Genomic DNA, 24,591 nt, shown 5'->3' with positions numbered 1-24,591 from the left:
TCGTCCGGCCCGGGACTGCGGCCGGTTCGGTCACTAGGCTCTGCCACATGTCCCTCGCAGACGACGCGGATGCACCCGACGGCGACGGCAAGCCCGAGCGTAGTGAGTCCGGGTCTGTCCAGCAGGGCGACGAGCCCGTCCGCACGCCGGCCGTCGACGCGGCGGTCGCGGCCGGGATCGAGCACGCGGTGACCCGGCACGGACGCGTCTCCAGCCTCGAGGAGGCGGCCGCAGCGCGGGGCATCGAGCCCCGTGACCTCATCAAGACGCTCGTCGTGCGCCGCGCGGAGGATGACCATGTCTTCGTCCTCGTACCCGGTGACCGCACCTTCTCGTGGGCCAAGGTGAGGGCTCTGCTCGGCACCAACCGGATCTCGATGCCCGACGCCGAGGCGGCCAAGGCCGTAACCGGCTACGAGCGGGGCACGATCACGCCCTTCGGCTCGGCCACGCGCCTCCCGGTCATCGCCGACAGCCACCTCGTCGGGCGCCTCGTCTCCCTCGGCGGCGGCGGTCACGGGATCGGCCTGACCGTCAACGGCGACGACGTCATCCGCCTCTTCGACGCGACCGTCGCCGACATCTCCGACGAGGAGGTCCGCAAGACCCCCTGACGTCGAGAGGCCACATCTCGCGCCTTCACACTCGTCGAGAGGCCACGTTTCGCGCCCTCCGACCCGTCGAAGCGCCACCTTTCGCGCCCCGCGAACCGTCGAGAGGTCACGGTGGCGCAGACTGGTGGCCATGCCCCGCTCCCAGCTGCCCACCAAGCCGTGCGACCGGTGCGGCCGCACCATCACGTGGCGCAAGGCGTGGGAGCGCGACTGGGAGTCGGTTCGCTGGTGCTCGGACAGCTGCCGCAAGCACGGCCTGACCCAGGTCGACCTGAAGCTGCAGGACTCCCTGGAGTCTCTCCTCGACTCCCGGGCCCGAGACGCGTCCGTCTGCCCGAGCGAGGCCGCCCGCGAGGTGGGCGCCGACGAATGGCGTGACCTCATGGAGCCCGCGCGCTCGGCGGCGCGGCGGCTCGTGGCGGCAGGGCGCGCCGAGATCACGCAGGGTGGGCGGGTCATCGACCCCGACCACGCCAAGGGCCCGATCCGGGTGCGGCGTCCCCGCTGACCGGCAGCCCGACCCCCGGCATACGCGATCTCAGCCCTCCTGCATGGGGATGCGGACGCCGCGCTCGTGCGCGACCCGGTCGGCGATGTCGTAGCCGGCGTCGACGTGCCGGATGACCCCCATGCCGGGGTCGTTGGTCAGCACGCGCGCGAGCTTCTGCGCGGCGAGGTCGGTGCCGTCGGCGAGCGAGACCTGGCCGGCGTGGAGGCTGCGGCCGATGCCGACACCCCCGCCGTGGTGGATCGAGACCCAGCTCGCGCCCGAGCTCGTGTTGACGAGGGCGTTGAGCAGCGGCCAGTCGGCGATGGCGTCGGATCCGTCGGCCATCGACTCGGTCTCGCGGTACGGGGAGGCGACCGAGCCGGAGTCAAGGTGGTCGCGGCCGATGACGATGGGGGCGCTGACCTCACCGGTGCGGACGAGCTCGTTGAAGGCGAGCCCCGCCTTGTCGCGCTCACCGTAGCCGAGCCAGCAGATACGGGCCGGCAGGCCCTGGAAGGCAATCCGCTCCTGCGCCCCGCGGATCCACTTGTGCAGGCGGTCGTTGTCGGGGAAGAGGTCGAGCACGGCCTTGTCCGTCGCGGCGATGTCACGCGGGTCGCCTGACAGGGCCGCCCAGCGGAACGGGCCCTTGCCCTCGCAGAAGAGCGGGCGGATGTAGGCGGGCACGAAGCCGGGGAACTCGAAGGCGCGGTCGTAGCCGCCCTGGCGGGCCTCGTCGCGGATCGAGTTGCCGTAGTCGAAGACCTCGGCGCCGGCGTCCTGGTACTCGACCATCGCCTTGACGTGCTTGGCCATGGAGGCGCGGGCGCGGTCGGTGAAGTCCTCGGGCTTCTTCTCGGCGTACTCGGCCCAGTCCTCCAGCGCCACCCCCTCGGGCAGGTAGCTGAGCGGGTCGTGTGCCGACGTCTGGTCCGTGACGATGTCGATCTCGACGCCGCGCCGGAGCAGCTCGGGGAAGATCTCGGCCGCGTTGCCGACGACGCCGACCGACCAGCCGCGGCGCTCACGCTTGGCCGCGAGCGCCTTCTCGATCGCGTCGTCGAGGTCGGTCGCGACCTCGTCGAGGTAGCGGTGCTCGACGCGGCGGTGCAGACGGGCCGGGTCGACGTCGACGATGAGGCAGGCGCCGTCGTTCATGGTGACGGCGAGCGGCTGAGCCCCGCCCATGCCGCCGCAGCCGCCGGTCAGGGTCAGGGTGCCGGCGAGGGTGCCGCCGAAGCGCTTCTCGGCGACGGCTGCGAAGGTCTCGTAGGTGCCCTGGACGATGCCCTGGGTGCCGATGTAGATCCATGACCCGGCCGTCATCTGGCCGTACATCGTCAGCCCGAGGTGCTCGAGCCGGCGGAACTCGGGCCACGTCGCCCAGTCGCCGACGAGGTTGCTGTTGGCGATGAGCACCCGCGGCGCCCACTCGTGGGTCTGCATGACCCCGACTGGACGACCGGACTGGACGAGCATCGTCTCGTCCTGCTTGAGCGTGGTCAGGGTGCGGACCATGGCGTCGAAGGACTTCCAGTCGCGTGCCGCGCGCCCGGTGCCGCCGTAGACGACGAGGTCGTCGGGGCGCTCGGCCACCTCGGGGTCGAGGTTGTTCATGAGCATCCGCAGCGGGGCCTCGGTGGCCCACGACTGCGCCGTCAGGGTCGTCCCCCGTGCAGCGCGGACGGGTCGTGCACCTTCCATGTCACTCTCCTTCGAGTGGAAACCGTTGGTATGCCGTGTGGTTCAGAGCAGCGGGCCCGTGACGGACTCGGCGGCGGCGAGCACGTCGCCGTCCGTCACGGCCGCGCACGCGCCCTCGATGTCGGGGGCGAGGAAGCGGTCGGGCCCGGGCGCGGCGTTGGTCCGCGCGTCGAGCGCCGCGATGACGGCACCCGTGGCCGGAGCCGGCTCGAGCGGCGCCCGCAGCTGGATGCCGCGCGCCGCGGTCAGCAGCTCGATGGCCAGGACCCGGCCCAGCGCGTCGACCGAGCGGCGCAGCTTGCGGGCGCCCGACCAGCCCATCGACACGTGGTCCTCCTGCATGGCCGAGCTCGGGATCGAGTCGACCGACGCGGGCACGGCGAGCCGCTTCAGCTCCGAGACCATCGCGGCCTGGGTGTACTGCGCGATCATCAGGCCGGAGTCGACGCCGGGGTCGTGGGCGAGGAAGGGCGGCAGGCCCTGGTTGCGGGCCTGGTCGAGGAAGCGGTCGGTGCGCCGTTCGGCCATCGAGGCGACGTCGGCCGCGACGATGGCAAGGAAGTCGAGGACGTAGGCGACGGGTGCACCGTGGAAGTTGCCGTTGGACTCGACCCGGCCGTCGAGGGTCACGACGGGGTTGTCGACGGCTGAGGCGAGCTCGGCGGCGGCCACGCGCGCGGCGTGCTCCACGGTGTCGCGGGCGCCGCCGTGCACCTGTGGCGCGCAGCGCAGGGAGTAGGCGTCCTGCACCCTCGTGCACTCCTCCGTGCGGTGCGACTCCCGGATCGGCGAATCAGCCATCACTGCAAGGATGTTCGCCGCGGACGCCGCCTGCCCGGGATGGGGCCGCAGTGCCTGCAGGTCGGCGGCGAAGACGTCGTCGGTGCCGAGCAGGCCCTCGACGCTCATCGCAGCCGACACGTCGGCGACCTTGAGCAGGTGGCGCAGGTCGTGGATGGCGAGGGCCAGCATGCCGAGCATGCCGTCGGTCCCGTTGATGAGGGCCAGGCCCTCCTTCTCAGCGAGCACGACCGGCTCGATCCCGTTGTCCTGCAAGGCGGTTGCCGCGTCGGTGAGTGTGCCGTCGGCGAGGCGGACTGGACCCTCGCCCATGACTGCGAGCGCGCAGTGCGAGAGTGGTGCGAGGTCGCCGGAGCAGCCGAGAGAGCCGTACTCGTGCACGACGGGGGTGATCCCGGCACTCAGCACGGCGGCATACGCCCTCGCGGTCGCGAGGCGCACGCCGGTGCGGCCGGTCGCCAGGGTGGACAAGCGCAGCAGCATGAGGGCGCGAACGACCTCGTGCTCGACCTCGGGTCCGGCGCCGGCGGCGTGCGAACGCACGAGGGAGCGCTGCAGCTGCGCTCGCAGGGCGGTGGGGATGTGCCGGGTGGCGAGAGCGCCGAAGCCGGTGGAGACGCCGTAGTGGGCGACGGTGTCGTCGGCGAGCGCCTCGATGACGGCCCGGCTGCGTGCGATCTCCGCCTCGGCCTCGGCGGACAGCACGACCCGGGCGCCGTGGCGCGCGACGGCGACGACGTCGTCGATCGAGAGCGGCCCGGTGCCGACCGTGACGGTGGTCCCGGTCCCAGGGGCCCCAGCCGTCCCATCGGTGGCGACGTCGGCGACGGTGTTCGAGAGTGGTGCTGGGTTCATGCCTCCCATCGAACAGCCCGACGGCTGGCGCGACGGCCCATCGAGGAGGACAATTGTCTCGGATGCGAGACGTCGCCGATCTCGAGGCAGGAGGTGGAGGGTGTCCAACGCCCCGGCCGCTGCCAACGCGCTCGACGTCCTCGAGCACCTCTCCCGCCATGCCGAGCCGGTGCCCGCCGCGTCCATCGCCCGCGACCTCGGGCTGCCGCGCAGCTCCGTCTACCACCTGCTCAAGGTGCTGCACGCCCGCGGCTACGTCACCCACTACGTCGAGGAGCGCCGCTTCGGCCTGGGCCAGGCGGCATACGAGCTGGGGTCGGCCTACCAGCGGCAGGCTCCCCTGGCTCGCGTCGCGCGCGCCCCGATGCGCCGGCTCGTCGACCACTGCGGCCGCAACGCCCACTTCGCCACGCTCGACGGACGCGACGTCATCTACCTGCTCGAGGAGCGCGCGCCCGGACAGCCGATGCTCGTCACCGACGTCGGCGTGCGCCTGCCCGCGCACCTCACCGCTAGCGGGCTGGCGATGCTGTCGGCGCTGCCCGCGACGCAGGTCCGCGCCCTCTACCCCGACCGTGAGTCCTTCGTGCTACGCAGCGGTGGGGGTCCGCGGTCGCTCGCCGAGCTGCGCAGCGTTCTCGCCCGCACCCGCACCGACGGCCACGCGCGGGAGGAGGGGACGGTCACGCCGGACCTGTCGTCGGTCGCCGTGCCCGTCCTCGACCGGGCGGGCCGCCCCCTGGCCGCCATCGCGGTGACGCTTCGCACGTCCGACGCGACGGGCCAGCACGTCGACGAGCTGGTCGCCCGGGCCCGCATGGCCGCCGACGACATCGCACGCCGCCTCAGCCCGGCCGCCCTCCGCCGCTGAGTCGCGCTCGAGGGCCACACGGGGACCGCGCCTTCCCTAGGGTGCCTCCATGGACGTCCACCTCATCGGCGGCGGCTGGGACGACAGCCTGGCGCCCGACCTCTACGGCGACTTCGTCGAGGCAGCCCGCCGTCGCGCCGGGCGCAACCCACGGATCCTTCTCGTCGTGATGGGGACCGACGATGAGTCGCTCGCCTACCACGACAAGTACCTCCACACCCTCGGCCTGGTGGGCGGGCACGAGCTCGTCGTGGAGCGCGTCGCGGAGGGGACGCCGTTCGACGCCGCGGCCCTCGACGGCGTCGACGGGTTGTTCGTCGGTGGCGGCCCCACACCGGAGTACCACGCGTCGCTGGGGGCGTCCTACGCCCGGATCCGCTCGCTGGTCAGCGGTGGTATGCCGTATGCCGGGTTCTCCGCGGGCGCGGCGATCGCGGGCTCCCACGCGGTCATCGGCGGGTGGCGCATCGACGGCGTTCCGGTCTGCCCGGAGGACAGCAACGAGGACCTCGACGCGGTGACCGTGGTCGAGGGCATCGGTCTGGTTCGCGGCGCGGTGGACGTGCACGCCGCCCAGTGGGGCAACGTGTCGAGGCTCCTCGCCGTGGTCGCGGCCGGCCTGGCGCCGAGCGGCGTCGCCATCGACGAGGGAACCCGGCTGGGGCCGGACGGACGGGTCGTCGGCGCCGGGCGCGTGTGGCGCGCGAGCCCTGACCCGACGACCCCCGGCGGGGCCGTCCTGCGCACCGAGGCAGCCGGTCAATAGGCTCGGACCCATGCGCGCCATCACGATCCCCGAGCCCGGAGACGCCGACAGCCTGGTCCTCGACGAGGTGCCCGACCCCGAGCTCCGCCCCGGGCAGGCCCTCATCGACGTCGCGGCGGCGGGCGTCAACCGCGCCGACGTCATGCAGCGGCTGGGCCACTACCCGCCCCCAGAGGGGGCGTCGGAGTACCCGGGGCTCGAGGTCAGCGGCCGCGTCTCCGCACTCGGCGAGGGCGTCGAGGGCTGGCAGGTCGGTGACGAGGTCTGTGCGCTCCTCGACGGTGGGGGCTACGCCGAACGGGTGGCCGCGCCCGCCGACCAGCTCCTCCCGGTTCCCCGCGGGGTCTCCCTGGTCGATGCCGCCGGCCTCCCCGAGGTCGCGTGCACCGTCTGGTCCAACGTCTTCCTCGTGGCGAACATCCAGCCCGGACAGGTGCTCCTCGTCCACGGCGGCAGCTCCGGCATCGGCACCATGGCGATCCAGCTCGCCAAGGCGGTCGGCGCCCACGTCGCCGTGACGGCGGGCAGCCAGGCCAAGCTCGACGTGTGCCGCGACCTCGGCGCCGAGTTCCTCGTCAACTACCGCGAGGAGGACTTCGTCGAGCGGGTGCGCGAGCTGACCAAGTGCCACGGCGCCGACGTCATCCTCGACAACATGGGCGCGAAGTACCTCGCCCGCAACGTCGACGTGCTCGCGACGAACGGCCGGCTCGTCACCATCGGCCTGATGGGCGGCCGCACGGGGGAGCTCGACATGGGCAAGCTCCTCGCCAAGCGCGGCGCCGTCATCGCGACGTCGCTGCGGGCCCGACCGGCCCCCGAGAAGGCCGCCATCGTCGCCGCCGTGCGCGAGCACGTGTGGCCGCTCATCGAGGCCGGCGCCGTCCGGCCCGTTATCCAGTCCCGCCACCCGCTGGAGCACGCCGCCGAGGCGCACCGCGAGATGGAGGCCTCGGGCCACATCGGAAAGATCCTGCTCACCACCTGAATTGCCCTGTCAGACGGGACGTTCGGACCGGTGTCGGACTCGTCCGGTGACGAGGTGGCCTCGTCGGCGTACGGTCGATCGATGGACCACTTCGGCTTGAAGCGGCCCCCGATCACAAGGGAGGTTCACCGTGTTCATCCAGGTCATCCAAGGTCGGTGCACCGACGCCGACGCCCTCCACCAGCAGATGGACCGCTGGCGTGAGGAGCTCGAGCCGGGAGCGACCGGCTGGCTCGGCGGCACGTACGGCCTGACCGACGACGGCGAGTTCGTCGCCGTCGTCCGCTTCGACTCACGCGCCTCGGCGGAGGCCAACTCGGCGCGACCGGAGCAGGGGAAGTGGTGGGAGGAGGCCTCGCGGCTCTTCGACGGCGAGGTGAGCTTCCACGACTGCGACGACGTGACGATGATGCTCGACGGCGGCAGCGACGACGCCGGCTTCGTCCAGGTCATCCAGGGCCGGCTCAGCGACCCCGAGCGCTTCCGGCACATGATGGAAGGCCCGATGGACACGCTGCACGAGGCCCGGCCCGACATCATCGGCGGCACCATCGCGATCGGCCCGGACGGTTTCTTCACCCAGACGATGGCCTTCCGTACCGAGTCGGAGGCGCGCGACGGCGAGCAGCAGGCGCCACCGGCCGATGCGCAGCGTGAGATGGACGAGATGAGCGCCATGATGAGCGACGTCAGCTACCACGACCTCCACCACCCGTGGTTCGCCTCGGCCGGGACACGCTGACGCCACCCGACGGCATACCCCACGAACGCGGGGCCTGTGCGACCTGACGGGGGACGCACGGGCCCCGACCCCGGTGGGGCAGGATGGAGGGCATGAGTGACGACGCGAGCCGACAGGACCAGCGCCCCGACATCGCCGCCACCGGCGACGACTCCCGCATCGTGGTCGTGACCCCGGACGGGATGGGCGTCGCGAACGCGGACCAGCGGCAGGACGGCGGTCGAGGCCGGGACGACCGCCAGGACGACGGCCGCACCGGCGGAGGCGATCACCCCGACAGCCGCCACCGTGAGGAGCCACGGGAGCGCACCAACCCGGCGGACCTCGTCGAGGAGCCGGCCAAGGTCATGCGCATCGGCTCGATGATCAAGCAGCTGCTCGAGGAGGTGCGGAACGCGCCGCTCGACGAGGCAGGCCGGCGCCGCCTCGCCGACGTCCACCACCGCTCCATCGAGGAGCTCAAGGACGGCCTGGCGCCCGAGCTCGTGGCCGAGCTGGACCGGATCGCCCTGCCCTTCCGCGACGACTCCCCCAGCGACGCCGAGCTGCGGATCGCCCAGGCCCAGCTCGTCGGGTGGCTGGAGGGCCTCTTCCACGGCATCCAGACGGCCCTGGTCGCCCAGCAGATGGCTGCCCAGCAGCAGCTCCAGCAGATGCGCGCACTGCCGGCCGGCCCGGGGACGTCGTACGGCACTCCCCCCGGTATGCAGCCCGGCGACCACCGCCCGGGCGAGCCCGGACCCACCGGCCAGTACCTGTGACGCGGGCCGTCGTCTACGACGCGCCACGCAGCTTCGAGGTGCGGGAGGTCCTGACCCCCACCGCCGCGGCCGGCGAGGTCGTCGTGGATGTCGAGCTCGCCGGGGTCTGCGGCACCGACCTGCACCTGCATGAGGGCGGCTTCTTCGCCAGCTTCCCGCTGACGCCGGGGCACGAGAGCGTCGGGTCGGTGCGCGAGGTCGGCGAGGGCGTCGACCACGTGCGCATCGGTCAGCGCGTCGTCGTCGACAACGCGTCCGCCTGCGGCCGGTGCGCCGCCTGCTCACGCGGCGACGCGCTCTTCTGCGAGCGCTTCCACTCCCTCGGCGTCAACGCCCCCGGCGGCTTCGCCGGCTCGCTCGTCAGCCCCGCCCACAAGGTGTATGCCGCCGACGACCTGCCGCTCGACGTAGCCGTCTTCGCCGAGCCCCTTGCGTGCGCCGTGCACGGCATGGACGTCCTGGGCCCACGACCCGGTGCCGACGTGCTCGTCGTCGGTTCGGGCACCACCGGCCTGCTGCTGACCCAGTTGCTGGTCCACGGCGGCGCGGGCCGCGTCACCGTGGCCGCCCCGACCGAGTTCAAGCTCGAGCTGGCCCGCTCCTACGGCGCCGACCGGGTCGTGCGTGTCACCCGGGACGCCGCCGAGACAGCCCGCACCCTCGCGGACCTGCAGCCGCAAGGCTTCGACGTGACCGTTGACGTCACGGGCGCCGCCTCCGTCGTCGAGGCACTGCCCCCGCTCACCGCCGCCAACGGCACCGTCTTCGTCTACGGCATGTGCGACGAGCCCGACCGGATCGCCCTGAGCCCCTACGACGTCTTTCGCCGTCAGCTGACCCTCAAGGGCTCCTTCGCCCAGGTCAACTGCATGGACCGCTCCCTCGCGATGCTCCGCTCCGGACGGGTGCGCACCGACGGCCTCATCACGCACCGCTTCCCGCTCGCGGACTACGGCGCGGCCCTCGACACCCTCACGCACGACCCCGCCAGCCTAAAGGTCGTCGTCGAGCCGCAGCGCTGACGCCCCGTCTGCCTTCCCTGGTCGCGTCAGAGCCAGCTGGAGCGTTCCCGCTCGCTGGGCACCACGCCCTCGTCCCATTGCGAGAAGGGCGCCTCGAGCTTGTAGTGGAAGTCCTCCTGCCGCAGCAGCACGACGGGTTGCGCGTTCTCCGGGTTGTCGAGCGACTCGAAGTAGTCGACGCTCCAGTGGAACCAGCGCATGCAGAAGAGGCGCATCGTCAGGCCGTGCGTCACGATGACGACGTTGCGCGGCGCGTCGGGCGTCTCGAAGTTGCGGTGCATCGACTCGAGGAAGGTCGACACCCGGTCGTAGACGTCGGAGCCGGACTCACCGTGGGTGAAGCGGTAGTAGAAGTGGCCGTAGCGGTTGCGCAGCACCCGTTGGTCGGCGATGTCGGCAGCGTCCTGGAAGTTGGCCCAGTCCTGCTCGCGCAGACGCGGTTCGACGCGGACGTCCCGCTCGGCGACAGGAAGAGCAAGCGCCTCGAGCGTCTCCCGAGCGCGGACGTAGGGCGAGGCGTACACCTCGACCGACTCGCCGTCCAGGACCTGACGGAGCCACTCGCCCGTCTGCCGTGCCTGCTCGAAGCCCTTCGCGCTCAGACTGATCCGGTGGTCGGGCACTCGTTCGTAGATGGTGTCGTCGAGGTTGCCCTCGGACTCGCCATGGCGCACGAGGATGATCCGGCGCGGTCGGTGCTCGAGGGTCACCGCCTCAGGGTACGGTCCCGACCATGCGCGGCCCACGGCGCGACGACCAGCACCAGCGACGCGAAACCGACCGCGAAGCTCGCCACGAGGGTGACACCACCGCACCACGCGCCGAGCAGGCGCGGCCCCAGGACGAGCAGGACGGCATACGCCATCAGGGAGATGACGACGATGACCTTGCGGCGGCGTGCCGACGCCATTGGTCCTCCTCGATGCGGCGCACTGACCGGGCCATCCCAGCACGACGACGTGAACGGATGACGCCCTCCGGGTGTCGCGTCCACGTCCGGTTAGGGTGAGGCGATGCGACAGCTGGGCAACCTGCTGGCCGGCGACAGCCCGTGGCTGCGCCGCGGCTCGCACGTGCTCAAGTGGCTCGCGGTGCTCGCCGCCTGCTACGTCGGGGGCGTCGCCGCGACCAACCTGGCCCCGACCGTCGCGGAGACGTCGCAGTACCGCGCCGTCCTGCGCCTCGACCCCGTGCCCCGGCACCTCCCCGTGCTGCACGCGCCGACCATCGTCGGGGACGTCGACGTCCAGTTCGTCTCCCCGATCGTCGCGCCCGGCCTCGACGTGCAGGTCGCGGTGCGCGAGGAGATCACCAACCTGTTCACCCGACCCAACGTCGACATCAAGGCACTGCAGCCGTCTGCCGACGAGATCTCCTCGGCCATCTCGCAGGCCGCGGTGGGGGTCGGCCTCCGCTTCCTGGTCGGCGCCACCGCGATCGCGGTGCTGCTCGCCCTCGCCTCGCACTACATCCGCCAGCGCAGCACCCGCCGCCACCAGGTGCTCTTCGTCGCATCGGCCATGGTGGTCACGACCGCGGTCACCTTCGGCGGCATCGCCCTGACCTACCAGCCGAGCCGCTTCGCGGAGTACCGCACGAGCGGTGTCCTCGGCGTCGTCCAGCGCAACGCCGGCCTGCTCGCCGACGTCGAGGCGCGCGCCACCCAGGTGACCCCCTACTTCCGCAACCTGCTGGCGGTCACCCAGGCGCTGCAGCAGAAGTACGTCGCCGGCAACGTCAACGAACCCGTCTCGGCCCGCATCCTGCTCGTCTCGGACATCCACGGCGCGAACCAGTACGCCCTGATGCGCACGATCATCAAGGAGGAGGACATCGACGCCGTCATCGACAGCGGCGACCTCCTCAACTTCGGCCGCGTCCAGGAGGGCGACGCCGCCGGCCTCTACGCGTCGATCCAGTCCCTGGGCGTGCCCTACATCTTCACGAGCGGCAACCACGACCAGTCCTCCCCCACTGACCGCGCCGTCCTCGACCGGCTCCGCCGCGTCCCCAACGTCGTCCTGCTGGAGGACCCGTCGGGCCCGCTACGGGAGTTGAGCTTCCACGGCCTGCGCATCACCGGCTTCAACGACCCGCGCTACTTCGGCGACGACAACGCCGACCCCGTCGCGAAGGAGAAGCCGGCGGTGGACCGCTACAACGCCGCCGCCGCGGACCAGCCGGAGCCCGACATCGTCGTGACGCACGAGCCGTACGCCGCCGAGGCCATCGAGCGCGGACGCCTGCTCGTGAACGGGCACATGCACACGCCGGCCCTCGAGGGCAACCGGATCCAGGTCGGCACCTTCACCGGCGGTGGAGTCGTCGGGCACTACTCCGAGGGGGCTGGTCAGGAGCTCAACGGCCAGCCGTACTCCTTCGACATCGCGCAGTTCGGCACCTCGTGCGAGCTGACCTCACTCAGCCGCTACTCGTTCCGCAACCTGCTCGAGGGACGTCCTGCCTACGACACCGTGCAGGTCGTCAGCGGTGCGCGCATCGACCCATACCGTCCCCCCTCGACCACCGCGCAGCAGCCGGGTCAGGACCAGCCCGACCCGGCCAAGCGCATCTGCAGCCGCATCGACGAGACGAGCGTGCGGGACCTGCCGCTTCCCTCGGACGACCCGGCCGCGCCGCCGACGGGCACGACGGGCACGACGGGCACGACGGGCACGACGGGCTCCACCGGCTCCACGGCCGTCACCACCTCGCCGCTCAGCCCTTGAGCTCCGGGAATTGGTCGTCGCGCCACTCGGTCTCCGGCTGACCCCCGCCCGAGGCTTCCAGCTCGTTCTCGCGGCCGCGCAGCTCGACCCGCCGGATCTTGCCCGAGATCGTCTTGGGCAGCTCGTAGAACTCGATGCGGCGCACCCGCTGCCACGGCGCGAGCTTGTCGCGCGCGTGGGCGAGGATCGAGCGGGCCACCTCCTCGCCGGGCTCGTGCCCGGGGGCGAGCGCGATGTACGCCTTGGGCACCGCGAGGCGCACCGGATCCGGGGCGGGCACGACGGCGGCCTCGGCCACGGCGGGGTGCTCGATGAGCACCGACTCGACCTCGAAGGGGCTGATCTTGTAGTCGCTGGCCTTGAAGACGTCGTCGGTGCGCCCGACGAAGGAGATGTAGCCGTCGGCGTCGACCGAGGCCACGTCTCCGGTGTGGTAGAAACCGCCCGCCATGGCGTCGGCGTTGCGCTGCTCGTCGCCCTGGTAGCCGGTCATGAGCGGCACCGGGTGCTGCGACAGGTCGAGGCAGATCTCGCCCTCGCGGTTGCCCTCGGCGTCGGCCTCGGTGACGAGCTCGTTGGTGACGGGATCGACGACGACGACGGGGCACCCGGGCAGGGGCCGTCCCATCGACCCAGGCTTGACGGTCGAGCCGGGCGTGTTGCCGACGGCCGCCGTCATCTCGGTCTGGCCGTAGCCGTCCCGGATGGTCAGGCCCCACGCCTTCTCGACCTGGGTGATGACCTCCGGGTTGAGGGGCTCGCCCGCGCCGACGACCTCGCGCAGCGAGCCCGGCCCGCCGGACAGGTCGCTGTTGATGAGCATGCGCCACACGGTCGGTGGCGCGCAGAGCGAGGTGACCTCATGGGTACGCAGGACCCGCAGCAAGGCGGCGGGGTCGAAGCGGGTGTAGTTGTAGACGAAGGCCGTCGCCTCCGCCGCCCACGGCGCGAAGAACGATGACCACGCGTGCTTCGCCCAGCCCGGGCTGCTGATGTTGAGGTGGACGTCGCCGGGCTGCAGGCCGATCCAGTACATCGTCGACAGGTGCCCGACCGGGTAGGAGCGCTGCGTGTGCTCGACGAGCTTCGGCCGGCTCGTCGTGCCCGACGTGAAGTAGAGCAGCATCCGGTCCTCAGGCCCCGTGCCCGGGTGCTCGGCGGGTCCGACATCGATTCGGAATGCCGCGTCGTACTCCTCCCAGCCGTCCGTGGCTGTCCCGGCAGGGTCGGCGCCACCGACGGCGACGCGGACGTAGTCGTCCGGCAGGGCGTCGAACTTGTGCACCTCGGAGGCGTTGGTGATGACGGCTCGCGCGGCGCCGCGCTCCATGCGGTCGGCGAGGTCGCCCGGGCCCACGGCGGTCGTGGTCGGCATGACGACGGCGCCGAGCTTGATGACGGCGAGCATCGACTCCCAGAGCTCGACCTGGTTGCCGAGCATCAGGATGACGGAGTCTCCCCGCCGGACGCCGAGTCGGGCGAGGTGGGCGGCCACCTGGTCGGAGCGGCGGGCCATCTCGTCGTAGGAGTACGACCGCGACGACTCGTCCTGCTCGACGATCGTCACGCAGGCGCGGTCGTTGCCGCGCCCTACCGCGTCGAACCAGTCGACGCCCCAGTTCCATTGGTCCCCGACGTCGGGGAAGGTGAACTCCCTGAGGGCGCGGGCGTGGTCACCGCGCAGGGCGAGGAGCGAGTCACGGGCTGCTCGGTAGGACGCGGTCGCACCGGCTTCGTCGACAGTGGAGGTCATGCCCCCGAGAATCGCATACTCAGAGCGGCTGGTCGCTGCCGTCCCCCAGGGTGCGGGAGCGGCGTCGCTCCTCGGCGAGCTCGGGACGCTCGGGGCGCTCGGGGATCGGGAGGTCCGGGTCGGCGGCATCCGGCATACCTCGTCCGACCGTGCGGCGACGCAGGTCGTCCTCGTCGATGAGGCGGTTGATGAGCTGCTGGACGTCGTTGCTGCGCGGGATGTTGCGGAGGTCCTCGTCGGGGCTGTCGCCGGCCGACTCGATGTGCAGCGACCCGGCGCGGATGAGGCGGTCGAGCACCGTCTGCTCGAAGCTCACGTCGGTGATCTTGGACAGGGTGATGTCCTTGCCGTTCTTCGTGAGGATGCCGCGACGCACCATGACCCGGTGGCTCGTGATGACGTAGTGCGTGGTGCGCCACCGCGCGTAGGGCACGAAGACCGCCGGCACCGCGACGAGGACGAGGACGGCCACGGCGATCCACTGGATACGGTTGCCGGTGTCGTCGTCCGGCGTGGCGACGGCCACGCCGATGCAGGCGGCCGCCAGCAGCAGCCCGAAGAGGGTCGGCGCCACGACGGTGAGCCAGTGCGGGTGCAGGTCGCGCTCGACCCTCTCTCCCTTGGCCAGCACGTTCTCGGGGAAGCCCACGGTCGTCCTCCTGTCGTCAGGTCCGAGCGGACCACGAGTCGACACCCACCCTAGGCCGACGTCGAGACCTGGCCCGGGGACATTTCGGCTCGCGGCCCGTCCGCCCCGGCCCTACTGTCCGGCGGGGGACGTGGGACGCCCGGCAGCTCGTGGTGGTCGGCGGACGCAGCCCCAGGCGCTGGAGTGCGCGGCGTCCTCAGCCTTCCATCCACGAAGGAGTGCGTTGTGAAGAGCAAGACCCTCATGTCCTCCGGTCGCCGGCGTGCCCTCGGTGCCGGCCTGTCCGCGCTCATCGGCCTCGGTGCCGCGCTCGCGCTCGGCTCCCCAGCCGTCGCGGTCGGCACCACCTACGTCGCCCTCGGCGACTCGTACTCCTCCGGCACCGGGACCCGCACCTACCTCAGCGACGGCACGAGCTGCCAGCGCTCCGTCTACGCCTACCCCTCCCTCGACGCCTCGGCGCTCGGCCTGGCGCTCACCTTCCGCGCCTGCTCCGGCGCGACGGTCGCCGACGTGACGAACACCCAGCTGTCGGCGCTGACGAGCACGACGGCATACGTCAGCATCTCGGTGGGCGGCAACGACGCCGGCTTCTCGAGCGTGCTGACCACGTGCGCGCAGCCGAGCTGGGCCAGCAACTGCAACGGCGCCATCGACACGGCGCAGGCCACCATCACCAACACCGTCCCGGGCCGCCTCGCGACCCTCTACTCCTCGATCCGCAGCAAGGCGCCGAACGCCCGCGTCATCGTCGTCGGCTACCCGCGGATCTTCAACGGCGAGGACTGCAACGCCTTCACGTGGTTCTCCCCCACCGAGGAGTCGCGCCTCAACGCGACGGCCGACCTGCTCAACTCGAAGACGGCCGGGGCGGCCACGAACGCCGGCTTCACCTTCGTCAACCCGACGTCGACGTTCGTCGGGCACGCGGTCTGCGACGACGTCGAGTGGCTCAACGGGCTCTCCAGCCCGACGACCGAGAGCTACCACCCGAACATCGCCGGGCACCGTGACGGCTACGCCGTCGTGACGAAGCCCGCCTTCGGACTGAGCGCCACCCTCTCGCCCGGCACGGCCGAGGCGAAGGCCGTCGCGTCGGCCGGCTCGCTGGCCCGCGACGCGAGGCGGTATGCCGCCGCCGACCGCACGATCACGCCGGAGCGTTTCGTCGCTCCCGACCTCACGTCGCCCGAGGTGCGCGCCGCCGCGGCCCGTGCCGGGGGGGACCTGAGCAGCCGCGCCAGCATCGACGCGGCCGACCGGCGCTACGCGGCACGGCAGGACGCCGCGCGTCACTGACCGCCGTGGGGAGGTGCCCACTCGACCGTCGAGTGGGCACTTTCCCACGGTCCGGTGAGGTCGTCGGACGCCACCCGCACACGGCACCTAGTCTGACCGGGTGCGCTACGACGACATCATCATCGGGGCCGGTCACAACGGCCTCACGGCCGCCGCCTACCTGGCCCGCGCGGGAAGGACCGTCCTCCTCCTCGAGCGTTCGGACCGGGTGGGCGGCGCAGCCGTCTCCGCGCGGGCGTTCGCGGGCATCGACGCGCGGCTGTCGCGCTACTCCTACCTCGTGTCGCTGCTGCCGCGCCAGGTCCTCACCGACCTCGACCTCGACCTGCGGCTCATCCGTCGCCGCTACTCCTCGTACACCCCGGTGCCCTCGAACCCCGACCACGGCCTGCTCGTCGACAACGCCGACGAGGCAGCGACCCGCGCGGCCTTCCGGGCGCTGACCGGCGGCGACGACGCGTATGCCGGCTGGACCGACTTCTACGGTCGCATGGCGCGCGTGGCCGAGCGGGTCTTCCCGACGGTGCTCGAGCCGCTGCGCTCGCGTGACGCCGTGCGGTCGTTGTCCGGCGACGCCGACCTCTTCGACGCCCTGACGACACGGCCCCTCGCCGAGCTGATCGAGTCCATCACCGACGACGACACCCTGCGCGGCATCATCGCCACCGACGCGCTCATCGGGACCTTCGCCTCCCTCGGCGAGACCGACCTGCGGCAGAACGTCTGCTTCCTCTACCACCTCGTCGGCGGCGGCACCGGCGACTGGGACGTCCCTGTCGGCGGCATGGGTGCGCTCACGGACTCCCTTGCGGCGGCGGCGGTCTCGGCCGGGGCAACGATCGTCACCGGGGCCGACGTCACCTCCGTCGACCCCTCGACGGGTGAGGTGGTGTGGGCCGGCGGGAGCGCCGGGACCGGCAGCGCGGTGGGCGGAACCCTCGTCGCCGGCTGCGCGCCCGCGGTGCTCAACCGGCTGCTCACCGCTGCCGGGGCCGCGCCGGTCGACACCGAGCCGGACGTCGAGGGCGCCCAGCTCAAGGTCAACATGCTGCTGACCCGGCTGCCCCGGTTGCGCGACGCCTCCGTCGACCCGACCGCCGCCTTCGCGGGCACCTTCCACATCAACGAGGGCTACGGCCAGCTCGAGCAGACGTATGCCGCCGCGCGCGACGGGCGCATCCCCGACCTGCCGCCGTGCGAGATCTACTGCCACACCCTTTCGGACCGCTCGATCCTCGGGGCTGAGCTCGCCGCGAGCGACGCGCAGACGCTGACCCTCTTCGGGCTGCACCTGCCCGCAAGGCTTTTCCGCGCCGACAACGCGGGGACGACCGAGCAGGCCCTGGCCGCGACACTGCGGTCCCTCGACTCGGTGCTCGGCGAGCCCATCCAGTCGGTGCTGGCGCGCGACGCCGACGGCAACCCCTGCATCGAGGTCAAGAGCCCCGTCGATCTCGAGCAGTCGGTCGGTCTGCCGGGCGGCAACATCTTCCACCGCTCGCTGCAGTGGCCCTGGGCCGAGCGCGACTCGGAGGTGGGCACCTGGGGCGTCGAGACGGCATACGACAACGTGCTGCTCGGCGGCGCCGGGGCGCGGCGCGGCGGAGGGGTCAGCTCGATCCCCGGCCACAACGCTGCGAGGGCGATCCTCGGCTGACGTGGCTCAGGCCGTCCAGACGCCCGAGCTGCCGCGCCGGTGGCTGCCGAGCAGGTGCGTGTCGACGATGCCGACGGCCTCCATCAGCGCGTACATCGTCGTGGGCCCGACGAAGGCGAAACCCCTCTTGCGCAACGCTTTCGACAGGGCCTTGCTCTCCTCGGACACCGTGGGCACCTCGGCGTGGTCGCGTGGGCGTGGGGTGTCGCTCGGCTGGAAGCTCCAGACGAAGTCGACGAGCCCGCCCTCATCGCGCAGCGCGATCGTGGCGCGGGCGTTGGTGATGGTGGCCTGGATCTTGCCGCGGTGGCGGATGATGCCGGCGTCGCCGAGGAGGCGCTCGACGTCGGCGTCGGTGTAGGTCGCGACGACGTCGGGCTCGAAGTCGGCGAAGGCAGCCCGGAAGTTCGGGCGCTTGCGCAGGATGGTCGCCCACGACAGGCCCGACTGGAAGCCCTCGAGGCAGATGCGCTCGTAGAGCCCGCGCTCGTCGCGCACGGGCACGCCCCACTCGGTGTCGTAGTACTCCATCAGCAGCGGGTCGACCGAGGCCCAGGCGGGGCGGGCGAGACCGTCAGCACCGACAACCGTCATGGCGCCACCGTAACGGCGCCCACCGACGTCCTTCTCCCCTAGGGTCGGCCCATGACGGAACCAGCCGGGCTCGTGCGCCCACCGGCGGGCGCTCCCTCCCGGGCCGCTGAAGGGTTCCGCTGGACGCTGCTGGCGGTGGTCGTCCTCGTGGCGGTGGCCTTTCCCGTGGTCGCGGTCCACCAGGTGTCTCTGGGCGACCTTCGGGAGGCCGTCGCGTCGGGGGCGGTGCGGGAGCTCGGGATCTCCGGCGGGCTGCCGCCGGGCGCCGTCGGCTCCGCGACCGTCCGGGTCCGCTGGGAGCGCGGCGGCATCGCCTCGGAGACGAGCCTCGTCCAGGCCAGCGACCCGAACGTGGCCGACTCCTCCTCGGAGACGGGCGAGGACCCTGTGATCGGGGACCTGCGGCAGTACCTGCGCGACCTCCCGGGCGGCCAGTCGGTGCAGGTGACCCCCGACGACTCTCCGCGCCCGGGCGGCTCGATGCTGGGGTGGGACGTCCCGCCGTGGATGTCCGCCATGGCAGTGCTGCTGTGGGTGCTCACCCTGGGACTGCTCATCGCGGGTCCGGAGCCACGTCGGGCGACCCGGTGGGCGTGGTTCTGGCTCCTCGTCAACCCGGTCGGCATCCTCGGCGTGCCGGCCTTCCTCGCCCTCGGTGGCCGGCTGCCACGGCAGCGGACCAGACCAGCCGGACGACGCCTCACCGGCGGTTGGGCCTTCCTCATCTCGTCGCTCCTGACGGGAATCTCCTCCCAGCCCGGCTAGCACGGATCCCGCGCCCCGCACTCACACCCGGCAGTCGACCGCCACGACCTCGGGCCCGCTGCCGACGTCCCCCTGGTCGACGGGCACGGTGGCGAAGCGGACCGGCACCTGCTGCGCGCGGTCCGGATGCTGCTCGGTCGGCGGCATCAGGCAGTCCGGCCAGCCGCCGGCGTGGTCGACGCCCTGGGCGTCGACCCAGCGGGGCACCGAGCCACTGGCGCCGTAGGTCCAGTCGTCGTTGCTCAGCCGGGCGGAGAACTGGGGCGACGACTCGTCGCCGCCCAGCACTGCGGTCCCGCTGCGCCACGTGACGTCGTCACCCGTGGCGCGACCCAGTGCGAAGAACACGGAGGCAACGAGCCCGGATGCCAGCACGGCGACCGACGTGAGAGTTGCGCGCATGACAGGTCTCCACTCGGTCAGGGGCCCTCGTCGTTGGCGAGCTCCTCGATCCAGTCGATCGCCGCGTCGGACAGGTAGAAGCCGTTGGGGCCGTTCTCGCCGAACCACCAGGCGTCACGCGTCACCGGGCCGGCGAGGCGCGTGATCTCGGCCAGGACCGGTCCCGGGACGACGTCGCCGTTGTTGGCGACGAGCCAGTCTCGAGTGCCCGGCTCCAGCAGGGGCCACCACGTCTCGATGGACACGGCTCGATCGTCCCAGAGGAGCGGGACGCCGTCAGGGCTTTGGCCCGGCCCTCCTGACACATCATCACCGCCCCGGCACTCCGGCACGAGCCTGAGCCGGCGGCGCGCGACCGACTTGATGTGTCATGAGGGCCGTCGCCCCGTCGCCTACACCGGCCTGGAGGTGGCGAGTTCGGCGCGCGCCGTGCCGGACGGGGCGTCCAGCTCGAAGTCGCCGGGTAGCCCCTCGACCGTGACCCCGCCGGAGGCGTCGACCGCGACCGACACCACGGCGTCCCCGATGCGCACGCCCTTGACGGACAGCGCTCCGAACGGCATCGGCGACGGCGGCCGCAGCCTCATCCGGCGGCCCGGCACGTCGACCGAGAGCCCGAGGGCCACCGTGAGCATGGCCACGGCGGAGGCGGCAGCCCACGCCTGGGGTCGGCAGGAGGCGGGATAGGGGGCGGGCTGCCCGAAGGCCGCCGAGTCGGCGAAGAGCTCGGGCAGGCGGTAGCCGAAGGCCTCGCCCACGTCGAGGAGCTTGCGCGCCACCACGCCGGCCTGAGCCTCGTGACCCTCACGGACCATCCCGAGCGCACAGATGGCGGTGTCATGCACCCACACCGAACCGGTGTGGTAGCCGATCGGGTTGAAACCGCCGTTGTCCGTGGCCAGGGTGACGATGCCGAAGTCGCCGAGCATCGTGGCGCCCATCAGGGTGGCGGTGACCCGGCCTGCCTCCGCCGGTGTCAGCGAGCCGGTGCCGAGGGCGTGCCCCATGTTGGACCCGAGCCCGTCCACGGGGCGGCCCAGCTTGTCGATGGCCATGGCGAGATACCCGCCGTCGGGCGCGCCGACCCAGAACCGCGACCGGATCCGCTCGCGCAGGACGCCTGCCCACTGCTCCAGCTCGTCGGCCCGGTCCGTGTCCCGGGGGTCGTCACCGAGGGCGCGCAGGAGGACAGCGGCGTCGGCAGCGGCCTCGACGGCATACGCCTGGGCCTCGATGAGCGCGATGGGCGCGGTGGCCAGCGAGCCGTCGCGGAAGCGCATCGAGTCGCCGGAGTCCTTCCACCCCTGGTTGACCAGTCCGTGGCCGCTCTCGTCGACGTACTTGATGAGGCCGTCCTCGTCCGGCGCGGCCAGCTCGGTCAACCAGCCGGCTGCAGCCCGAAGTGCCGGCAGCAGGGCGCGCACCTCGTCGGTCGGCAGCCCCCACCGCCACGCGTCGTGCAGGAGGCAGACCCACAGGGCCGTGGCATCGACCGTGCCCCAGTAGACGGGCGGCAGGTTGAAGGCCGCCGAGGCGTGCTCTGTGACCGTGCGGCGCAGCTCGTGCGCGATCTTGCCCGGCGCCTCGGCCGTGGCTGCGTCGTGGCGGGTGCCCTGGCGGCGCGCGAGCGCCCGGAGGGTGCCGCCCGCGAGCGCCGTGCCCAGCGGGAGGGCCATGCGTGCGGCCCAGATCGAATCGCGTCCGAAGAGCGTCAGGTACCAAGGGGTTCCGGCTGCCGCGAAGACGTCGGACGGGTACGCGGGGTCCTTGAGCAACAGGCTGCGAAGGTCGGTGAGCGAGGCGTCGACGAGCTTCGCCAACCGCGGGTCGCCCGCCTCGACGCGCAGGCTCTCCGGCCAGTCGACGGCGCCGGAGCCGGCGTCGGCCGGGAACTGGCTCTCGCTGCGACGCTCCGTCTCCACGAGCACCTCGACCGCGCTCTCGGACCCGGGCGCGACGGCAAGGGAGAAGGTCGCCACGGCGCCCTCCGGGCCGACCTCCAGGGCGGTCGGGGCCGGGCGAAAGCTCACCACGGTCGACAGCGCGTCGGTCGCCCACTCAGCCCGGCAGGGCGGCAGAGACCCGTCGCCAGGGCTGCGGCGCACGCGGGCCTCGAGCAGCGAGCCCGCCGCGGTGCCGGACTTGACCGTGCTGATGCCGGCGCCGTCGCCGCCGATCGCGATCACGAGCGGGGCCTCGACCACGTCCGATGCCCGCGAGGTGACGACCACCTGCTCGAGCAGCGTGCCGCCCGCCAGCCGGCGCCGACGGTGGACCTCGACCGTCGGGTCCGGGCCGAGGTCACCGAGGGCGCGCACCGAGGTGAAGAACTCACTGCGCGAGCCACGGCTCGCGTGCGCCACCTGGGACGGGCGCGCGCCGTCCAGCATCACGGTGAAGCGGGAGACGACGCGCTCGTCGTCCACGAAGAAGCCATGCGCTCCCTCGCCGTCCATCGCCCCGTCGGAACCGCTGAGCGCCGTGCCGTTGCCGTCCACGCAGATGGCGAGGTCGTGCAGCCAGGGCTGCTGCGCCACGGGTTCGGGAGTCTCCGAGGTCCCGGCCCTCTCGTCGTCCTCGGTGCGGTGCCTGCTCATCGGCTCTCCTGCTCGTGGTGCTGGTCCTGGTGCTGATGCGATGCCGTCGGGAAAAAGAACACCCGCCCCTTGACACTCTCGCGCCGAGGGCACAGTATCCGGATGCGGTATATGAACGTTCAAATCGTAGGGTTTGACCGTTCCACTCCCACAGGACGGCGTCAAGGGTGACCACGAGTTCTTCCGCTACGCGGCGGGCGACGATCAACGATGTCGCACGCGCGGCCTCGGTGTCCCGCCAGACCGTGAGCAACGTGGTCAACGCTCCCGAGCGCGTCGCGCCGGACACCCTCGCGCGGGTGCAGGCGCAGATCGACCGCCTGGGCTTCCGCCCGAGCCGCGCGGCCCAGACGCTCAAGCAGGAGCGGGCCGGGGCCTGGGGCGTCGAGCTCAACTCCGCTGGCTTCGGACGTCTCGGCGCCATCCTCGACACCTTCCTCATCGAGCTGACGACGGGGGCCTCCGCGCGCGGGTCGCACGTCGTCCCCTTCACGGCGGCCGACCCCGCCGCACCCACCCCCGCCTACGAACGGCTCATCGCCAGCCGGGTCGCCGACGGCTTCGTCCTCACCGACACCCGCCCGCAGGACCCGCGCCCGGCATGGCTCGACGAGCACCACATTCCGTATGCCGCGTTCGGCCGCGTCTGGGACGACCCCGGCATCACCGCCTGGGTCGACGTCGACGGCGCCGCGGGCGTCGATGCGGCCGTCCGCCACCTCGCTGCCCAGGGCTACGAGCGCATCGGCTTCCTCGGCTGGCCACAGGGCAGCCCCGTGGGCGACGACCGCCGGTCCGGGTGGATACGAGCCACCTCCGAGCTCGGCATCGCGCACCCCGAGTGGCAGGCCACGAGCTCCCAGGACTTCCCGTCCGCCTCCGCCGCGGCCGCCGGGCTCGCCGACGTCCTCGGGCGGGGCAGCGCCATCGTCTGTGCCTCGGACGCGCTCGCCCTCGGCGCGTGGCGGGTCCTCGTGGAGCGAGGGCTCGAACCCGGCGTTGACGTCGGCCTCGTCGGTTTCGACGACACCGACATCGCGCACGCCCTCGACCTCAGTAGCCTCCACCAGCCCCTCGACCAGGTCGCCGACCGCGTGCTCCACGTGCTCGGCACCGGTGCGGGCCCCCGCGATCCCGCGGGCGGCCTCCTCCTTCCCCCCGAGCTTGTCGTCAGGTCCAGCTCGAAACCTGCGGGCGACCGCACGAAACGGAAAGTGAAGTCACATGAGAGCACGTAGCACCCGTGGCGCAGCCGCCCTCGCCCTTGCCGCCACCGGGGCGCTCGTCCTGAGCGCCTGCGGTGGAGGCGGGTTCAGCGGCGGGGCCGACAAGGCCCCCCAGAGCACGGCGAAGGGCCCGGTCAAGCTGACGATCATGATCGGCAGCTCCGGCGACGCCGAGACGGCGGCGGTCAAGACGGCGGCGGACGCCTGGGCGAAGAAGTCGGGCAACACCGTCGAGGTCATCGCCGCCGCGGACCTCGGGCAGCAGCTGGGCCAGGCCTTCGCCTCGACGACCCCGCCGGACGTCTTCTACACCGACGCCTCCAAGGTCGGCACCTTCGCCAAGGCGGGCAACCTCTACGCCTATGGCGACCAGGTCAAGGACGCGGGCTTCCTCCCCGCCCTCGTGCAGGCCTTCACCTACGACAACAAGTTCTACTGCGCGCCGAAGGACTACTCGACGCTCGCCCTCGAGATCAACACCGACCTGTGGGCCAAGGCAGGGCTCACGGACGCGGACATCCCCAAGGACTGGGCCGGCCTCGAGGCCGTCGCCAAGAAGCTGACGTCCGGCAAGGTCACCGGCCTCGTCCTCGGCAACGACATCAACCGCAGCGGCGCGTTCATCAAGCAGGCCGGCGGCTGGATCGTGTCGCCGGACGGCAAGGCGATGACGGCCGACAGCGCGCCCGCCAAGGCGGGGCTCGCGGAGGTCCAGAAGATGATGAAGGACGGCGTCCTCAAGTTCAGCTCCGACACCTCTCCCGCCACCGGCTGGGGCGGCGAGGCGCTCGGCAAGGGTGTCGCCGCGATGACCATCGAGGGCAACTGGATCAGCGGCGCCAAGAAGGACTTCCCGAACCTCAAGTACAAGGTCGTCGAGCTGCCTGCCGGTCCTGCGGGCAAGGGCACGCTGCTCTTCAGCAACTGCTGGGGCATCGCCGCCAAGTCGCCCAACCAGGCGCAGTCCGTCGACCTCGTGAAGTCGCTCATCAGCACCGACCAGCAGATGGCCTTCGCCGACGCGTTCGGCGTCATGCCCTCCACCGAGGCAGGCGCCAAGGCGTTCGCCGAGAAGTACCCGGAGTCGCAGGCCTTCGTGACCGGCGGCCAGTACGCCCAAGGCCCGGTCAACCTGCCCGGCTTCGACGAGGTCATGGCGAAGTTCAACTCGCAGCTGGCCACCCTGGCCAAGGGCGGCAACCCGGACGCGTGGCTCGAGGAGCTCCAGAAGAACGGCACGGCGGCCCTCACCGACTGATCCCCCGGGGGTGGGGGGGGGGGGGGGGGGGGGGGGGGGGGGGGGGGG

Annotated in this window: 24 protein-coding genes; 14 read left to right on the top strand and 10 right to left on the bottom strand. The window is 72.1% G+C overall.

Going from position 1 to position 24,591, the window contains the following annotated elements; all coding sequences use genetic code 11:
* Positions 1–47: 47 nt before the first annotated feature.
* Both AC3WRT_RS06085 and AC3WRT_RS06080 read left to right on the top strand, forming a co-directional pair.
* Positions 48–614 carry an aminoacyl-tRNA deacylase gene (locus tag AC3WRT_RS06085; protein WP_492720350.1) on the top strand — a complete coding sequence of 189 codons (567 nt, stop codon included), beginning with the start codon at positions 48–50 and terminating at the stop codon, positions 612–614.
* Positions 615–744: 130 nt separating this feature from the next.
* A complete protein-coding gene (locus AC3WRT_RS06080) occupies positions 745–1,122 on the top strand; it encodes a DUF3253 domain-containing protein (protein WP_492720347.1) in 378 nt (125 codons plus the stop codon).
* A gap of 30 nt (positions 1,123–1,152) precedes the next feature.
* Here the strand turns inward: AC3WRT_RS06080 and hutU are convergent, their stop codons facing one another.
* Together hutU and hutH are read right to left on the bottom strand one after the other, a co-directional pair.
* Positions 1,153–2,808 carry a urocanate hydratase gene (hutU, locus tag AC3WRT_RS06075; protein ID WP_492720345.1) on the bottom strand — a complete coding sequence of 552 codons (1,656 nt, stop codon included), beginning with the start codon at positions 2,806–2,808 and terminating at the stop codon, positions 1,153–1,155.
* 42 nt (positions 2,809–2,850) lie between these two features.
* Positions 2,851–4,464, bottom strand: coding sequence for a histidine ammonia-lyase (hutH, locus tag AC3WRT_RS06070; protein ID WP_492720342.1), 1,614 nt, complete (start codon positions 4,462–4,464; stop codon positions 2,851–2,853).
* Positions 4,465–4,564: 100 nt separating this feature from the next.
* Here hutH and AC3WRT_RS06065 point away from each other — a divergent pair, with 100 nt between their 5' ends.
* From AC3WRT_RS06065 to AC3WRT_RS06040, 6 genes are all read left to right on the top strand, one after another.
* Positions 4,565–5,335 carry an IclR family transcriptional regulator gene (locus tag AC3WRT_RS06065; RefSeq protein ID WP_492720340.1) on the top strand — a complete coding sequence of 257 codons (771 nt, stop codon included), beginning with the start codon at positions 4,565–4,567 and terminating at the stop codon, positions 5,333–5,335.
* Positions 5,336–5,384: 49 nt separating this feature from the next.
* Positions 5,385–6,101, top strand: coding sequence for a Type 1 glutamine amidotransferase-like domain-containing protein (locus tag AC3WRT_RS06060; protein WP_492720338.1), 717 nt, complete (start codon positions 5,385–5,387; stop codon positions 6,099–6,101).
* 10 nt (positions 6,102–6,111) lie between these two features.
* Complete coding sequence (locus tag AC3WRT_RS06055; RefSeq protein WP_492720336.1) at positions 6,112–7,089, top strand: NAD(P)H-quinone oxidoreductase; 978 nt, start codon at positions 6,112–6,114, stop codon at positions 7,087–7,089.
* A 130-nt stretch (positions 7,090–7,219) separates the two neighbouring features.
* Positions 7,220–7,831 carry a hypothetical protein gene (locus AC3WRT_RS06050; protein ID WP_492720333.1) on the top strand — a complete coding sequence of 204 codons (612 nt, stop codon included), beginning with the start codon at positions 7,220–7,222 and terminating at the stop codon, positions 7,829–7,831.
* Positions 7,832–7,923: 92 nt separating this feature from the next.
* The gene (locus AC3WRT_RS06045; protein ID WP_492720331.1) at positions 7,924–8,592 is read left to right on the top strand and encodes a bacterial proteasome activator family protein; all 669 of its coding nucleotides are present in this window, start codon (positions 7,924–7,926) and stop codon (positions 8,590–8,592) included.
* Entirely contained in the window at positions 8,589–9,614 is a 1,026-nt protein-coding gene (locus tag AC3WRT_RS06040; protein ID WP_492720326.1) for an alcohol dehydrogenase catalytic domain-containing protein, read from the top strand. The genes AC3WRT_RS06045 and AC3WRT_RS06040 overlap by 4 nt, the downstream gene beginning before the upstream one ends.
* Before the next feature lie 26 nt (positions 9,615–9,640).
* On the opposite strand, the gene AC3WRT_RS06035 is transcribed toward AC3WRT_RS06040, so the two are convergent.
* Complete coding sequence (locus AC3WRT_RS06035) at positions 9,641–10,324, bottom strand: histidine phosphatase family protein (RefSeq protein ID WP_492720322.1); 684 nt, start codon at positions 10,322–10,324, stop codon at positions 9,641–9,643.
* Positions 10,321–10,524 (bottom strand): hypothetical protein, encoded by a 204-nt coding sequence (locus AC3WRT_RS06030; RefSeq protein ID WP_492720320.1) that lies wholly within the window; start codon positions 10,522–10,524, stop codon positions 10,321–10,323. The genes AC3WRT_RS06035 and AC3WRT_RS06030 overlap by 4 nt, the downstream gene beginning before the upstream one ends.
* 103 nt (positions 10,525–10,627) lie before the next feature.
* Here AC3WRT_RS06030 and AC3WRT_RS06025 point away from each other — a divergent pair, with 103 nt between their 5' ends.
* Positions 10,628–12,343 (top strand): metallophosphoesterase family protein, encoded by a 1,716-nt coding sequence (locus AC3WRT_RS06025; RefSeq protein ID WP_492720318.1) that lies wholly within the window; start codon positions 10,628–10,630, stop codon positions 12,341–12,343.
* On the opposite strand, the gene AC3WRT_RS06020 is transcribed toward AC3WRT_RS06025, so the two are convergent.
* Together AC3WRT_RS06020 and AC3WRT_RS06015 are read right to left on the bottom strand one after the other, a co-directional pair.
* Entirely contained in the window at positions 12,333–14,096 is a 1,764-nt protein-coding gene (locus AC3WRT_RS06020) for an AMP-binding protein (RefSeq protein ID WP_492720316.1), read from the bottom strand. The genes AC3WRT_RS06025 and AC3WRT_RS06020 overlap by 11 nt on opposite strands.
* A 19-nt stretch (positions 14,097–14,115) precedes the next feature.
* Positions 14,116–14,745 carry a PH domain-containing protein gene (locus AC3WRT_RS06015; RefSeq protein WP_492720314.1) on the bottom strand — a complete coding sequence of 210 codons (630 nt, stop codon included), beginning with the start codon at positions 14,743–14,745 and terminating at the stop codon, positions 14,116–14,118.
* Between the two features lie 225 nt (positions 14,746–14,970).
* Between AC3WRT_RS06015 and AC3WRT_RS06010 the strand changes: the two genes are divergently transcribed.
* On the top strand, positions 14,971–16,044 hold the full coding sequence (locus AC3WRT_RS06010; RefSeq protein WP_492720311.1) for an SGNH/GDSL hydrolase family protein: 1,074 nt from the start codon (positions 14,971–14,973) through the stop codon (positions 16,042–16,044).
* Between the two features lie 100 nt (positions 16,045–16,144).
* Complete coding sequence (locus tag AC3WRT_RS06005; RefSeq protein WP_492720308.1) at positions 16,145–17,701, top strand: phytoene desaturase family protein; 1,557 nt, start codon at positions 16,145–16,147, stop codon at positions 17,699–17,701.
* 6 nt (positions 17,702–17,707) lie between these two features.
* On the opposite strand, the gene AC3WRT_RS06000 is transcribed toward AC3WRT_RS06005, so the two are convergent.
* A complete protein-coding gene (locus tag AC3WRT_RS06000; protein ID WP_492720304.1) occupies positions 17,708–18,295 on the bottom strand; it encodes a DNA-3-methyladenine glycosylase I in 588 nt (195 codons plus the stop codon).
* A gap of 51 nt (positions 18,296–18,346) precedes the next feature.
* Between AC3WRT_RS06000 and AC3WRT_RS05995 the strand changes: the two genes are divergently transcribed.
* Entirely contained in the window at positions 18,347–19,060 is a 714-nt protein-coding gene (locus tag AC3WRT_RS05995; RefSeq protein ID WP_492720301.1) for a hypothetical protein, read from the top strand.
* Between the two features lie 21 nt (positions 19,061–19,081).
* Here AC3WRT_RS05995 and AC3WRT_RS05990 read toward each other — a convergent pair whose 3' ends face one another.
* From AC3WRT_RS05990 to AC3WRT_RS05980, 3 genes are all read right to left on the bottom strand, one after another.
* Entirely contained in the window at positions 19,082–19,462 is a 381-nt protein-coding gene (locus tag AC3WRT_RS05990) for a hypothetical protein (RefSeq protein ID WP_492720298.1), read from the bottom strand.
* A gap of 17 nt (positions 19,463–19,479) precedes the next feature.
* Positions 19,480–19,707: a hypothetical protein gene (locus tag AC3WRT_RS05985; protein WP_492720296.1), complete on the bottom strand. Its 228-nt coding sequence runs from the start codon at positions 19,705–19,707 to the stop codon at positions 19,480–19,482.
* A 147-nt stretch (positions 19,708–19,854) separates the two neighbouring features.
* Positions 19,855–22,059 carry a glycogen debranching N-terminal domain-containing protein gene (locus AC3WRT_RS05980; protein WP_492720294.1) on the bottom strand — a complete coding sequence of 735 codons (2,205 nt, stop codon included), beginning with the start codon at positions 22,057–22,059 and terminating at the stop codon, positions 19,855–19,857.
* Positions 22,060–22,226: 167 nt separating this feature from the next.
* Between AC3WRT_RS05980 and AC3WRT_RS05975 the strand changes: the two genes are divergently transcribed.
* Both AC3WRT_RS05975 and AC3WRT_RS05970 read left to right on the top strand, forming a co-directional pair.
* Positions 22,227–23,297 (top strand): LacI family DNA-binding transcriptional regulator, encoded by a 1,071-nt coding sequence (locus tag AC3WRT_RS05975; protein WP_492720292.1) that lies wholly within the window; start codon positions 22,227–22,229, stop codon positions 23,295–23,297.
* Complete coding sequence (locus tag AC3WRT_RS05970) at positions 23,284–24,543, top strand: sugar ABC transporter substrate-binding protein (protein WP_492720289.1); 1,260 nt, start codon at positions 23,284–23,286, stop codon at positions 24,541–24,543. Before AC3WRT_RS05975 ends, AC3WRT_RS05970 begins: the two co-directional genes overlap by 14 nt.
* Positions 24,544–24,591 lie beyond the last annotated feature (48 nt).

The sequence above is a fragment of the Terrabacter sp. FW104-15G4B genome, assembly GCF_058790095.1.
The sequence above is the reverse complement of the archived record's forward strand: the minus strand, read 5'-3'. Positions and strand labels throughout refer to the sequence as shown.